We start from the raw sequence: 11,663 nt of genomic DNA, 5'->3' as shown, positions 1-11,663 counted from the left end.
ACCATTATAATAACTACCATATGTATATGCCGGGTCAGTATAAAATCCTTGAGTAGTTACAGTTTTTTCAACAGTTGCATTCTCAGTAATATATTCGCCAATTGTATAATTAGTAATATCTTCTGTAACTGGTCCACCTTGTAGTAATAAACTCATATCATTGAATAATTCAGTTGCTTCTGCATGATTATTTATTACTGCTAAATGCCCACTTCTAGCTAAACAATACGCTTCAGCATCTGCACCAGTTTTCAATAAATCATAAGCGATATAATTATTACCTGTTGTAGGAGAATGATATACCGGAGAATTAGCTGCTTGTACAGCTACAACCGCAAATAACATTAAAATTAAGGTATTCAGTACATGTCTCATATATTTTTCCTATTTTAATTGATGATATCGGATCATCACCGTTTATACTTTTGCATAAACCTTTTAATACAAAAAATGATATTATCTATATTTTTATATTTTTAAAATATAAAGTATCAATTGTACACAAAATATTTTATAAATTGGCGGAAGAAGTGAGAGTCGAACTCACAAAACTATCTTCATAGTTCAAACGGCTTTCAAGGCCGCGCAGCTTACCAATACTGTGATTCTTCCTATAAACATTCATATTCTTTACTGATTTGTTGTTTTGCAAAACGTCTTGCTGCTTTCCGCTCAGCTTTTGCTGTATATATTCTTGTACTATAACCACTATCACACGTTTTATGGTGGATATCATCAATTGATTTTGTTCTACTTGTATTAGATTCACCACAATATATCTTCATAAGTTTCTCACGATAAATTATTTATTTGGTGCCCAAAGTTTTGCAAATTTTAATACCTTTGGAAAAGTATCATCTTGTATTCTCGGGCAAACAACTATACAAGAATCTTTACCATCTAATGTTTTATTTTCTCTACCTACATATATGTCAGATAGTTGTAGAATTTTTCCAAATTCTTTTTGATTAACCCTAACTACGCATTTCTTAAATGAATGATTAAGCCAATAATTATAAATCGGATAACATTCAAATTTAATATGTGCACCTAATACTGCATGAGCTACAAGTGTTGGTGTCATATAATCCGGAAATTCATCTAATACTGCAATATACAATTTCATATAATATCCAAAAAATATACCGAAGTAATAAAGTTTACATTGTTGGTATTAAAGTAACTTTATTTTAGCTGGTATTAAAACTTTTTAATCATCAAATCCATAAAAATCACTTAAATCTATACAACTATTACTTGATGAACTACCACTCATCATCAAATTAACAAAAATGCCGAAAATAAAACCACACACTGAACCAATAATCCAGTGACCACCAGATAGTAATCCAACCAATGCACCAATAATAGTAAAAACCGTCATTGTAATCATTTATAAATCCTCATCAATAATATTATTTTCAATAAACTTAATTGCTTCTTTTTTACGAAAGAAGAATTCAGACATCAAAGTAAATCCTTCTTTATTTGGTACATACACTTTTTTAGTTACGAACCAATTACCAAAACTCGAATTCGTTTTCACAGGATTTTTACTAACCCCAATAATTTCACCTAATACCATAATTTAATCCTTTATCATCAAATCAGAATTTACTTTTTTAAGTGTATCATGAATAAATTCTGGTAACTCATCAGGATTAGTATTATAATCAAAAATCCAACAGTTGTCAAATACTTTTCCTGTTTCATTAAATATATTTTTAATATCCCATATATTTAATGAATAATCAGTAGAATAACAAAATATAGTTGGTTTATTATTGATTACGAAATAATATCCTTTTTTATCAATATTATTTTCGATTGGTTTAGGTTTTTCTTTTTCTGGTACCGTATAATTTAATAAAACTCTCATTTCTGCTACGATATTTTTGATATTAGCTGTTGGACCAACTTCTTTTATCGTTTCGCCTACTAGAAAATTGAAAGCTCTTTTATCGTTTATTTTTTCTGCATAGGTTGGATATTTTTTAATTATATCAATACAATATCTTTTCATGATCTCATTCGTCAAAATAAAAATAAAAGGGCGGGTATTTTTATAAACATATTAGTAATATATTCTAATACCCGCCAAGTGGCATATAGCTATTAGAGGGGCCAAGCTCTAATACGGTATCCTGTCTATGGGATTAGAAGGATCATCCAATGGTTTTTTAACCCACCATTTAGGTACATTGCTCAGTATATCTATTAGATAGATTTTGCGGAAGACTGAGGGAACGATCCCCATACCAATTATGGTACCAACTGTTTAGCAAACAGCGTTGTAACCCTGTACAATTAATCTTCCTTATTTGGTGCCTCTAGGTTGTATCGATCAACCGTTTATAGATTATCAGTCTAGTATTCTACCTTTGAATTATAGAGGCTTTAAATTGGCGGAGCTAACGAGAATTGAACTCGTGTCTATTGCGTGACAGGCAATTATGTTAACCACTACACCATAGCTCCATTTGGAGGGTTTTACTCCGCTTTATGCCCTTTCTCATATATTTCATATATGATTTAAAAATTGAAATATCGAATTGTTAAAGTGGTTGATTGCATGGAAGGCTATAAAATAACTTTAACTTAGCTGATATTCAAAAATTGGTACCCCAGACCAGACTCGAACTGGTAAGCCCGAAGGCGAGGGATTTTAAATCCCTTATGTTTTCCATTTCATCACTGGGGCAATATTATTATAATTACTGAAATAAATATGTCAATCTTTTTTCTTATTTTTATTGATTGAGGTTGATAATTCTAAACATTTTCTTTCATCATGATTACCTGGATACAAATAACTATTTTTATCTGCATTCCAATCAAATTGTTTAAAACAACTATTACATGTCCAATATCTACTACTCAACACTGATGACATTTAATACCTCTAAAAGATAATTATATATGATTTTAAATATGATGTCAATATCATTTTAATTAAAATATCGAATTGTTAAAGTGGTTTAAATATTTAAATGACATTTCTATAACTTTAACTTAGCTGATATTCAAAAATTGGTCCCGAGAGAAGGTTTCGAACCTCCTACGCGATGCTCTTCAGGCATCCGCTCTACCAATTGAGCTATCTCGGGTGGGGTGTAAGCTGAGAATTGAACTCAGATCTCTTTATTCACAGTAAAGAACTTTAACCGTTAAGCTACAAACACCATTATAGCAAAATAAAATATACCGAAGTAATAAAGTTTAGGTTTTGTTGGTATTAAAATAACTTTATTTTAGCTGGTATTAAAATTGGCTCCTGAGGCTGGACTCGAACCAGCAACACTCGCATTAACAGTGCGATACTCTACCATTGAGCTACTCAGGAAAAAATTATTTATATCGAATTAACAAAGAGCGATTTTCCTACAAAATATCTTTGTTTTAGCTGATATATTCTTTATCTTTTGAAAAAGGATAAAATCCTATTCAAAATAGTTTTCTTTCTAACAGTTTCTTTTATCACTAACGAATTTATTTTATTCCACCGTTCATAAAAAATATACGAATCACCAATTGAATAATGAACATATACTTTTTCTTTGAAAGAAACAGGGTTACTTAAATATCTACCGCCAGTATCACACAATATTTCGTGAAAATGAATAAATTTCGTCTTATCAATAAATTCTGTACAAGTTATCATAATAACTAAACTCAATCATAAATGTGCATTTCGTATCTACATCTTTTTTTGTATAGAACTTCTTTTATATTTGATAATGATTCTCGAATATTATCAATATCAAAACTAATCAAAAAAGGATTATTAAATTCAACTAATCTCACTAATATTTTACAAAGAAAATAAAATTCAACTAGCTGTTTATTTGTTAATGATTCTAATTGAATATTAAAATCAAATTCCTTGAATAATGATTTGAAATTATCTTCATTTTCTAATGTACTAAGATATATTTCATAAAAATTATTTTTGATTGTCAAACCTTTAAATTTTTTCATAATATATTCTCTTCAAATTTTTAATAATTATAAATCAAAAAAATAAAATTGTCAAGTTAATATTTTTAATATAACTAAAGTCAATCGTATTAAAAATATTAACGACGTTTAATCGTTAATACATCTTTTTCATCCTTTGGATGATAAGATTATAGGTCGCCTTTTATAAGCTCGACGATAAAGCTACCTCTTTCTACGCATTGGTAGATGAGTTAATATCACCGTATTTGTCAGGAGGTATACTTAAATGGAATATCCTGTACATTAGCTGATGATTAAAAATTATAATAACGAAGTGGTGAAGAGTTTTTATCCCATTAAATATCTTCATCTTAGCTGTTATTAAAACTAAATACATCTAAAAATTGGTGGGCCCAGTGGGGTATGATCCCACAACCTAACCATTATGAGTGGTTTGCTCTGCCAATTGAGCTACAGGCCCAGTTAATTATATCGAATTAACAAAGAGTGTTTTTCCAATAAAATATCTTTGTTTTAGCTGATATATTTAAAATCATAATCTCGAATTAATAAAGTGATGGTTTCATTTATAGTAAAATAACTTTATTTTAGCTGAGATCTATTCTTAAAATATTATAATCTATCTTTTATGAATTGTCAATAGATTATTTATTTTATTTTTGGTGGAGCTGGTGGGCTACGCTCCCACTACCTATCGCTTGCAAGGCGATTGTTCTACTGATTGAACTACAACCCCATAATTATTGGCGCGCCTAACTGGATTCGAACCAGTAATATCATGCTTAGAAGGCATGTGCATTATCCTTTGTGCTATAGACGCGAATTATTTTCGATATATTTTCTACCTTCTTCATTTTGGAGATCATATATCTTATTATATTCTTCTCCACCTATTTCTTCTTTTTCGAAGAAATAAGAAATACCATCTACTACTAAAATATATGATCCATCCTTTGATGAAAATCCACCCATAAAATTAAATATACCACTATTATGATATTGAGGATCATTTTTATATTCTTCTACAGTTATAATTTTCATCAATAATACCCTCTGAAATCATCTTCAACATCAATCAATTCAGCATCATGAATTTGTACGAAATTAGTATAACCTGCAAATTCTCTGCTCTGATATTCTATTGGATTTTTTACTGTTCTTACATATGGAACAATTTTACCGATAAAATTTCCATACCATTCACCTCTATTACAAGATTTAATCAACAATGCTTTCATATTTCAATAATCTAAATTTGGAGCCAGTTGGGATAATCGAAATCCCGTATGCGGGTTACAAAGCCGCTGTTCTACCACTGAACTAAACTGGCATATTATTTTGGTCCTATATAAGTACCTGTACCTAGATAAATAATATCATCAAATTTACTCGAGTGTTCTTTACTAAAACTCATAAAAGTATATTCAACTAATTTATTATCTATCCTCACATAGAGTGGAATGAATAACTTTCCATTATAATTTGCTTCATTAACTAATTGCGTTTTTTGTTTACGAGAAAACCAAAAATGATTTTTATTCATTCTATTTTTTATTTATTTTAAATTAATTTAACACTATATGGTGCTATACTGAAATCAACTTCATTATCTATTTCTTCTTGAGATCTAGTTGATAATAGTTCTTTTCTTTTAATTTTTAACGAATCTTTGCTTGAAGAAACGTATAAAGGCTTCGTCTGAATTATATCAAAATCACCATAATATTCTCTAACTAACACGTATAATTTCATAATATTAACTCTCAATAAAAATGGTGAGTTTCCGAGGATTTGAACCTCTCGTCTTAATGCCAACCCATCTATTTTAAGACAACGGATTTACAGTCCGCCGACGGGAAAGAAACTCTTAATAATTGGTGCAACGAGCGGGGTATGATCCCGCAACCCCTCCCTTAAAAGGGGAGTGCTCTACCAATTGAGCTACCATTGCATGAAATGGTAGCGGGTATCGGAATCGAACCGATCTAAACTAGCTTATGAGACTAGGGAGTTCACCAGAACTCTAACCCGCAATTAAGTTATTTTTATCGGGATAGCTGGATTCTAACCAGCGGCCTCACCGTCCCAAGCGGTGCGCTCTAACAAACTGAGCTATACCCCGATAAAAATAACTTAGATAATAATTATAATCTATTCAATTGTATTTGTCAAGACTTATTTTTAAAAATATCAATTTATATTTGTATTCTATAACAGCATTGTCTCTATAATATAAATTATTGGATATTTATATTTATAGCTTACAATATATTCTAATTGATATTTTTAAAAATTATAAATTAAAAAATTCAATATGTCAAGACTTTAATTTAAAAATTTCGTAAATAGTATTTGAATAATTTATATATGCTAATAAATCATTATCTTTACTAAACATAATTGCCTCTTTAAAATCGGCTCTTGTTTCCGAAACGATAAATAATTCAAATAACTTTTTTGCTATTGTTTTCGTTCTCATATCATACCCAATAAAACTGGCAAGCCTGGCCGGATTTGAACCGGCATCTCCGGTTTTGGAGACCGGAATAATACCATTATACAACAGACTTAAATATAAATTTAGGCACTACTACCACAATAAATGTACTAAGCTTCGGCACCAATTTAATTTTTTTATTGGATTTACGAATCTCTTTCTATGTCGCCTTAGCTATAGTTCTGGGACTTATTATCCCTCTAATTAGAAATTTATCTAACGTTCATAATACCTAAATTTATATTGTTTTTCTCATATACCGATAATACGATTTTCATCAAATATCCTTGCATATAAGCAAATACTTCATTAGTATTTTCATCTAATTTTGTATTTATATTTTGAAAAATCCTAAATGTCAAATGGAATATTTCGTGTACAATTTCATCGATTCCACATTCAAAGGTAAAGAATAAACCATATCTCGACCCATTATATGAAAATATAGCAGATGGTATTTGATTGCTTTTATATTCACCGAATAAATGATTATTTTCTATTCTTCTATTAACGATATCTTCATCAATTATGATATCTAATAATCCACCAAAAATAGGGATTTCAATAAATCGTTCAATTATCATAATCCATAATATCTTTTAATTTCACTCAATTTTATTTTATGTACACAATAATAAATTGAATATTCATTTATATATCTCTCATTATGCGATCGTTTCGCATTTCTTTTATTAGCTTCATTTTCTATGAATGATTGATCCGAAGATACTAAAATAATTTTCATTTTCTTCGGATCAGAATTAAACAGTCTATTTTGTATAAGTAAATACATTCAACTAGCCGATGGTGCTAAATAGCGATATAAATTTTTTTCTAATATATCTTTGAATTCACCAACTGAAATTCTTTTATTTAAAATCCCTTCATGAAGTTTTTCAATTAGCATATTATACTCATCTAAACTTTTATCATTCATGTTATTATACTGATCTTCATTCACAATGAAATCAGCAAAAAACCAATCACATTCTTTAATATCAAGATCATTGATAAAAAATAGACGTATTTTTTCTTCAACCACTATTGCTAATAATTCAAATGTACAATATCCATCATCATATTGTTTAAATGAACTCAATAGCCCATCATTAATCAGTTTCTCTAAGAAACAAGATAATTTGAATGCTACTCTTAATTCAATAGCATAATTATTTCTGATATAATTTGAAAATCGTATTTTATTAAACATAATCTATATTACAAAAATATCTACTTATGAATTCAGAACAATAATCCATATTATTATTCCTCATCCAATTTATAATTGCATTCTCTAGTATAGTATTACCAGATAAAAACAATTCCCCTGTCATTGTTTGTTTTCTAATAACTAATCCATTATGATAGAGCATATCTTCAATAAAATCAGAAAAATATTTCGCTATTCTAAAATCATAATCAAATTCAGTTCTAATAGATTTGATGAACAATGTCTTATTCATAATATCCCCTAAAAACACTAAATTAAATCAAGTAAAAAATAATATTTTATAGTGTCTTAGATATTTTGTCAACAATATTTTATAATTTTTCACAAATATCGATATATTCACTCGGTGTAATATATTTTTTACTGCACATATCAAAAATTTCTTTGTGTTTTTTGATTAAAAAATAATTATGTGTTGAACAAATAACATCGCACCCGTATGAATTAAATACGAGTAATAAGTTACACGCTTTGATTTGCATTTTTAAAGAAAACCCTTTATCAAACTCATCTAATAATACTAAAATCCTGTGTGTTGGATTATCTGTTTTATATTGTTTAATCTGTTCTAATAGAGTAACGATATAATGAAATTGTTTTTGTCCATGTGAAATCTTTTGTATAGCAAAACCACCATTACGAATAAAAGCCATAGCATCAAAAGAATTATTCATATTTCCTCCATCATCCTCAACAGAAAAATATGCAAAAACTTTATCATAATCGTGTTCAATACTAATATTTTCAGATAACTTTTTATAATCAGAAAAATATAAACTATCCGTTTCTTTATTTGAACTGATCAACTTTCCTCGTATAGCAGATAATAGTGCTGTTTTACCACAACCATTATCGCCAACAATGATAGTATTTTTATCAAAAACGAATTTAGTATCTTTTTCAATTCCGCGAAAATCATTAGTCACTTCTATTGTGATCATTATTTATCTCTTATTATATTGTTAACGAGTTCATCAATCATTTCATTTTTTTCTTGTATATTTGTTATTTTTATGACTGAAATATTTAATTCTGCTCTCAGTTGTTTATCATTAATCGTAGAACATCCAATTAAAAATATAAACACGAGTAATATGATATATTTCATATATCTTTATACAAATGTATTATATTTTACTTTTAACCAAGGATAACCAATAGTATTATCGAGTTCTATTATAGCATCTTTTTGCAACTTTGTTATCATTTTAGCTCGTCGCTGATTTTCAGTTATCCAAAAAATTGAAACTCGATCTGCATTTTTTAATATTTCTAAATCTTTCTCCGCTACCTTCATTTTTCTATCTGGTAACGGAGAAATCAAACAATAATCAAAACAATCAAGTAACATAATTGATTTCATCAAAAGAATATACTTGTTCAACGGAACCATCGTCCCAATATTCTGTCCACGATACTTCATATTTACTATCGCAGTTCGGGCATACTAATAGTGTAGGATTATAAAAATCACCAATATTAGGATTATCTAAAATTTCTTGTAAAAAAGAATGTCCACATTTACAATTCGTATCATTCCGCCAGCTCATTATTTACCTACCAATCGTTCAAGTTTTTTAATATCAATATTATATAATAAATCATCTACACTTGTAAAATTTTTATTTTTAAGCGAAAAAATCAAACCACTTAATTCAGGCCATTTTTTCAATTTCAACCCTAATTCTTTACCAGAAAGAGTTAATGAATCATTATATAGATTAGTAATCAAATTCTTCAAATTATTAAATTTTTCTTTGATTACTTTATATTCTTCTGTAAAACACTCGTATTTATCTATCAGTAAGAAATTTTTATGATTATTTGTTCTTATGATATCCAACAATCTTCTCTTATTATCTTTTTTATTTATATCACTTAATAGATTTATACTTTCGTATTGAGGTGATTTTATTTTTACTCTATTGAAATTTTTATCACATGCAACATATCCTTCAAAAGTTAAGGGATCAACAGTTCTAACATGATTTAATATTTCATTGATATTTTCTAATTCACTATATTCACATCTGTACCAAGTTGGCGATGCGGGACAGTATTGAGTATCGTTGTACAAATAGATATCTACTTCCTGCATAGTTATTAAATTTCTGATACCAATTAACTTAATAGTTTCTTCATTAGTTTTAACTAAAAAATTATCACTCGGAAATTTGAATTCAAAAATATAACAGTGATCAATATCAGTTGGTAAATGATATCCTAATTTATCAAACACTTCCCAAAAGTAATCATTATAGGTTTTTTCAATCCCATAAATCAAACCACTTGCATCTGGCAATCCTTTAGTAGATATATTCCACTTATCCGCATACCAATACATCGTGATAATTGAACCATCGATTTTTTCATAAAATCTACAATTATCAAAATCAACGGAATTTTCTTTAGGATTCAAATAATTATAATCCCCGAATCTAGTAAATGGAAATGATACAACACTATTGTTATCGGTATCAATAATAATACCTCGACAATTATTCGTTATTGGATTTTTTGGTGTATCTAATTGATGATAACATAATTGAACGAGATTAGGATAATCTCGATGATAATTAGCTCTTAAATTATAAGTGCTAATCAATTGTTGGAGTGAATTTTTATTGATATATTCAATTACATTCATTATTTAAATCCCATTATAATTTGGAGACCGGTATCAGAATCGGACTGATTGGCGCCACTTCCTTAGTTTTATGCCAATGGTTTTGCAGACCACGTGGAAGACTACCAGTCAAAAATTGTTATAAGCTACGAAGTTCTTTTTTCAATTCTTCTTTCAAAATAGCACGAACTGGAGTACCATCTTTTTTATGATAAGTAGAAGAATTCATTGAACCATCATTCAATTTACGATAATTTGCTTTCATGATATATTTCCTCAATTTTTAATATAATTTATTTTATATTTATTTCTGAATATTGTCAAGAAATATTTTATCTAATTTTTCGTTAATTTTAGTTGTATAATCTAACGTTGTAATCATAGCACTTTCAGCATTTGCAGAACTTTCAGCTGCACCATAGGCTGTAACTTTAGCTATCAAGGAATTGATTTGTACTTGCTCAATATCTTGTTTAACACCATCAATTTGAGTTTGAATCAAACTCACATCATTTTTAGTAGCACATGCTGTTAAAATAAAGGAAGCTACAATAATTTTCAATATATTTTTCATCAATTTACCTTAATTAAAATTTTAAATAATCCATATTATAGAACAAGATTTCCTTATCTTGAACAATAGGAGTAGCTGAGTATATAATCCTATTTCCAGTTGAATATTTCTATTCTACCCAAATTCAATTTATAAAATTGAATAACTGTGCATATATGGTACCCCTTGTCAGATTCGAACTGACACTTTACTGATGATATAAATATTTACAAGTTCATTATAATATCTATATTTAAAAATGTCAAAAAAGAAACCTTATATATCACCATTATGTTCTTGTATTTTATGCCATAATCCACAATCAGCAAAAAGTATTGATTCACATTACCGTATATCACATACAGAAGAAGGTAAAAAATGGCACGATAATTTATTTACAGATGAATATAAAAATAAAATATCTATTACTAATAAGAACAATTCAATTAAAAAACATAAAATATCGTATGATAATTATATAAGTAACCCTAATAAATGTATTTTTTGTTTTAATCCTCTTGAATATAAATCTCGCAAAAATAAATTTTGTAATTCTTCTTGTGCAGCAAAATATAATAATATATTACGCCCAATAGGACACCCTTCAAGAACAAAGGGTAATGATTCAAGATCAAATAAAATAAAAACATATAATATAACAAAAATAAAAAAACCAAAATATACGAAAATTAAACAGTGTATCGTATGTAATAAATGGTTTTCTGGACAACGTAAGACGTGTTCAGATAATTGTTTGAATATACGGTTGAAGGTTGCAGCTAAAAATAAAATTACA

The 11,663-nt window shown here is 28.2% G+C and carries 19 protein-coding genes and 15 tRNA genes; 1 reads left to right on the top strand and 33 read right to left on the bottom strand.

Going from position 1 to position 11,663, the window contains the following annotated elements; genetic code table 11:
- The 33 genes from PHC28_RS09595 to PHC28_RS09435 form a co-directional block, all read right to left on the bottom strand.
- Positions 1–375 (bottom strand): C-type lectin domain-containing protein (locus PHC28_RS09595; RefSeq protein WP_300099250.1); only part of this gene is annotated, 375 nt, incomplete at its 3' end.
- Positions 376–519: 144 nt separating this feature from the next.
- A tRNA-OTHER gene (locus PHC28_RS09590) sits at positions 520–612 on the bottom strand.
- A 190-nt stretch (positions 613–802) separates the two neighbouring features.
- Positions 803–1,126, bottom strand: coding sequence for a hypothetical protein (locus tag PHC28_RS09585; RefSeq protein ID WP_300099247.1), 324 nt, complete (start codon positions 1,124–1,126; stop codon positions 803–805).
- Positions 1,127–1,210: 84 nt separating this feature from the next.
- On the bottom strand, positions 1,211–1,384 hold the full coding sequence (locus PHC28_RS09580; protein ID WP_300099244.1) for a hypothetical protein: 174 nt from the start codon (positions 1,382–1,384) through the stop codon (positions 1,211–1,213).
- A 9-nt stretch (positions 1,385–1,393) separates the two neighbouring features.
- Positions 1,394–1,585, bottom strand: coding sequence for a hypothetical protein (locus tag PHC28_RS09575; protein ID WP_300099241.1), 192 nt, complete (start codon positions 1,583–1,585; stop codon positions 1,394–1,396).
- 3 nt (positions 1,586–1,588) lie between these two features.
- Complete coding sequence (locus PHC28_RS09570) at positions 1,589–2,023, bottom strand: hypothetical protein (RefSeq protein WP_300099238.1); 435 nt, start codon at positions 2,021–2,023, stop codon at positions 1,589–1,591.
- A 299-nt stretch (positions 2,024–2,322) separates the two neighbouring features.
- Positions 2,323–2,396: transfer RNA gene (locus tag PHC28_RS09565), tRNA-Ile, on the bottom strand.
- A 7-nt stretch (positions 2,397–2,403) separates the two neighbouring features.
- A tRNA-Asp gene (locus tag PHC28_RS09560) sits at positions 2,404–2,478 on the bottom strand.
- A 139-nt stretch (positions 2,479–2,617) separates the two neighbouring features.
- Positions 2,618–2,701: transfer RNA gene (locus PHC28_RS09555), tRNA-Leu, on the bottom strand.
- 330 nt (positions 2,702–3,031) lie between these two features.
- Positions 3,032–3,107: transfer RNA gene (locus PHC28_RS09550), tRNA-Phe, on the bottom strand.
- Positions 3,108–3,182: transfer RNA gene (locus PHC28_RS09545), tRNA-His, on the bottom strand. It abuts the tRNA gene before it with no gap.
- A gap of 86 nt (positions 3,183–3,268) precedes the next feature.
- Positions 3,269–3,343 (bottom strand) — tRNA-Asn (locus PHC28_RS09540).
- Positions 3,344–3,672: 329 nt separating this feature from the next.
- Positions 3,673–3,978, bottom strand: a complete 306-nt coding sequence (locus PHC28_RS09535) for a hypothetical protein (RefSeq protein WP_300099234.1) — start codon at positions 3,976–3,978, stop codon at positions 3,673–3,675.
- A 366-nt stretch (positions 3,979–4,344) separates the two neighbouring features.
- Positions 4,345–4,420, bottom strand: a tRNA-Ile gene (locus PHC28_RS09530).
- 200 nt (positions 4,421–4,620) lie between these two features.
- Positions 4,621–4,696: transfer RNA gene (locus PHC28_RS09525), tRNA-Ala, on the bottom strand.
- 8 nt (positions 4,697–4,704) lie between these two features.
- Positions 4,705–4,780 (bottom strand) — tRNA-Arg (locus tag PHC28_RS09520).
- Complete coding sequence (locus tag PHC28_RS09515; protein ID WP_300099231.1) at positions 4,771–5,001, bottom strand: hypothetical protein; 231 nt, start codon at positions 4,999–5,001, stop codon at positions 4,771–4,773. The genes PHC28_RS09520 and PHC28_RS09515 overlap by 10 nt, the downstream gene beginning before the upstream one ends.
- Positions 5,001–5,198 carry a hypothetical protein gene (locus tag PHC28_RS09510; protein WP_300099228.1) on the bottom strand — a complete coding sequence of 66 codons (198 nt, stop codon included), beginning with the start codon at positions 5,196–5,198 and terminating at the stop codon, positions 5,001–5,003. The genes PHC28_RS09515 and PHC28_RS09510 overlap by 1 nt, the downstream gene beginning before the upstream one ends.
- 18 nt (positions 5,199–5,216) lie before the next feature.
- Positions 5,217–5,290 (bottom strand) — tRNA-Thr (locus PHC28_RS09505).
- A 3-nt stretch (positions 5,291–5,293) separates the two neighbouring features.
- Complete coding sequence (locus tag PHC28_RS09500; protein WP_300099225.1) at positions 5,294–5,503, bottom strand: hypothetical protein; 210 nt, start codon at positions 5,501–5,503, stop codon at positions 5,294–5,296.
- A gap of 332 nt (positions 5,504–5,835) precedes the next feature.
- Positions 5,836–5,911, bottom strand: a tRNA-Lys gene (locus PHC28_RS09495).
- Between the two features lie 6 nt (positions 5,912–5,917).
- Positions 5,918–5,993 (bottom strand) — tRNA-Met (locus PHC28_RS09490).
- 15 nt (positions 5,994–6,008) lie between these two features.
- Positions 6,009–6,082, bottom strand: a tRNA-Pro gene (locus PHC28_RS09485).
- Between the two features lie 374 nt (positions 6,083–6,456).
- Positions 6,457–6,530, bottom strand: a tRNA-Trp gene (locus PHC28_RS09480).
- Between the two features lie 139 nt (positions 6,531–6,669).
- Positions 6,670–7,041: a hypothetical protein gene (locus tag PHC28_RS09475; RefSeq protein WP_300099222.1), complete on the bottom strand. Its 372-nt coding sequence runs from the start codon at positions 7,039–7,041 to the stop codon at positions 6,670–6,672.
- A 209-nt stretch (positions 7,042–7,250) separates the two neighbouring features.
- The gene (locus PHC28_RS09470) at positions 7,251–7,667 is read right to left on the bottom strand and encodes a hypothetical protein (RefSeq protein ID WP_300099219.1); all 417 of its coding nucleotides are present in this window, start codon (positions 7,665–7,667) and stop codon (positions 7,251–7,253) included.
- The gene (locus tag PHC28_RS09465) at positions 7,660–7,920 is read right to left on the bottom strand and encodes a hypothetical protein (protein ID WP_300099217.1); all 261 of its coding nucleotides are present in this window, start codon (positions 7,918–7,920) and stop codon (positions 7,660–7,662) included. The genes PHC28_RS09470 and PHC28_RS09465 overlap by 8 nt, the downstream gene beginning before the upstream one ends.
- 79 nt (positions 7,921–7,999) lie before the next feature.
- The gene (locus PHC28_RS09460; RefSeq protein WP_300099213.1) at positions 8,000–8,629 is read right to left on the bottom strand and encodes an AAA family ATPase; all 630 of its coding nucleotides are present in this window, start codon (positions 8,627–8,629) and stop codon (positions 8,000–8,002) included.
- Between the two features lie 173 nt (positions 8,630–8,802).
- The gene (locus PHC28_RS09455) at positions 8,803–9,051 is read right to left on the bottom strand and encodes a hypothetical protein (RefSeq protein WP_300099208.1); all 249 of its coding nucleotides are present in this window, start codon (positions 9,049–9,051) and stop codon (positions 8,803–8,805) included.
- Positions 9,029–9,238 (bottom strand): hypothetical protein, encoded by a 210-nt coding sequence (locus PHC28_RS09450; RefSeq protein ID WP_300099205.1) that lies wholly within the window; start codon positions 9,236–9,238, stop codon positions 9,029–9,031. Before PHC28_RS09450 ends, PHC28_RS09455 begins: the two co-directional genes overlap by 23 nt.
- Entirely contained in the window at positions 9,238–10,335 is a 1,098-nt protein-coding gene (locus PHC28_RS09445) for an RNA ligase (protein ID WP_300099202.1), read from the bottom strand. Before PHC28_RS09445 ends, PHC28_RS09450 begins: the two co-directional genes overlap by 1 nt.
- A gap of 118 nt (positions 10,336–10,453) precedes the next feature.
- On the bottom strand, positions 10,454–10,579 hold the full coding sequence (locus tag PHC28_RS09440) for a hypothetical protein (protein ID WP_300099200.1): 126 nt from the start codon (positions 10,577–10,579) through the stop codon (positions 10,454–10,456).
- A gap of 39 nt (positions 10,580–10,618) precedes the next feature.
- Positions 10,619–10,888, bottom strand: coding sequence for an alanine-zipper protein (locus PHC28_RS09435; protein ID WP_300099198.1), 270 nt, complete (start codon positions 10,886–10,888; stop codon positions 10,619–10,621).
- 238 nt (positions 10,889–11,126) lie between these two features.
- On the opposite strand from PHC28_RS09435, the gene PHC28_RS09430 reads away from it, so the two are divergent.
- Positions 11,127–11,663 (top strand): hypothetical protein (locus tag PHC28_RS09430; RefSeq protein WP_300099196.1); only part of this gene is annotated, 537 nt, incomplete at its 3' end.

Origin of the sequence: Flavobacterium sp. (genome assembly GCF_028712645.1) — a bacterium.
Classification (GTDB): domain Bacteria; phylum Bacteroidota; class Bacteroidia; order Flavobacteriales; family Flavobacteriaceae; genus Flavobacterium.
The sequence above is the reverse complement of the archived record's forward strand: the minus strand, read 5'-3'. Positions and strand labels throughout refer to the sequence as shown.

Bases quoted from the DNA above. Each gene is read 5' to 3' on its own strand.
- PHC28_RS09575 (WP_300099241.1), bottom strand. From the start codon at position 1,585: ATGGTATTAGGTGAAATTATTGGGGTTAGTAAAAATCCTGTGAAAACG.
- PHC28_RS09515 (WP_300099231.1), bottom strand. From the start codon at position 5,001: ATGAAAATTATAACTGTAGAAGAATATAAAAATGATCCTCAATATCAT.
- PHC28_RS09585 (WP_300099247.1), bottom strand. From the start codon at position 1,126: ATGAAATTGTATATTGCAGTATTAGATGAATTTCCGGATTATATGACA.
- PHC28_RS09580 (WP_300099244.1), bottom strand. From the start codon at position 1,384: ATGACGGTTTTTACTATTATTGGTGCATTGGTTGGATTACTATCTGGT.
- PHC28_RS09535 (WP_300099234.1), bottom strand. From the start codon at position 3,978: ATGAAAAAATTTAAAGGTTTGACAATCAAAAATAATTTTTATGAAATA.
- PHC28_RS09500 (WP_300099225.1), bottom strand. From the start codon at position 5,503: ATGAATAAAAATCATTTTTGGTTTTCTCGTAAACAAAAAACGCAATTA.
- PHC28_RS09475 (WP_300099222.1), bottom strand. From the start codon at position 7,041: ATGATAATTGAACGATTTATTGAAATCCCTATTTTTGGTGGATTATTA.
- PHC28_RS09470 (WP_300099219.1), bottom strand. From the start codon at position 7,667: ATGTTTAATAAAATACGATTTTCAAATTATATCAGAAATAATTATGCT.
- PHC28_RS09445 (WP_300099202.1), bottom strand. From the start codon at position 10,335: ATGAATGTAATTGAATATATCAATAAAAATTCACTCCAACAATTGATT.
- PHC28_RS09465 (WP_300099217.1), bottom strand. From the start codon at position 7,920: ATGAATAAGACATTGTTCATCAAATCTATTAGAACTGAATTTGATTAT.
- PHC28_RS09435 (WP_300099198.1), bottom strand. From the start codon at position 10,888: ATGAAAAATATATTGAAAATTATTGTAGCTTCCTTTATTTTAACAGCA.
- PHC28_RS09460 (WP_300099213.1), bottom strand. From the start codon at position 8,629: ATGATCACAATAGAAGTGACTAATGATTTTCGCGGAATTGAAAAAGAT.
- PHC28_RS09455 (WP_300099208.1), bottom strand. From the start codon at position 9,051: ATGAAATCAATTATGTTACTTGATTGTTTTGATTATTGTTTGATTTCT.
- PHC28_RS09450 (WP_300099205.1), bottom strand. From the start codon at position 9,238: ATGAGCTGGCGGAATGATACGAATTGTAAATGTGGACATTCTTTTTTA.
- PHC28_RS09510 (WP_300099228.1), bottom strand. From the start codon at position 5,198: ATGAAAGCATTGTTGATTAAATCTTGTAATAGAGGTGAATGGTATGGA.
- PHC28_RS09440 (WP_300099200.1), bottom strand. From the start codon at position 10,579: ATGAAAGCAAATTATCGTAAATTGAATGATGGTTCAATGAATTCTTCT.
- PHC28_RS09570 (WP_300099238.1), bottom strand. From the start codon at position 2,023: ATGAAAAGATATTGTATTGATATAATTAAAAAATATCCAACCTATGCA.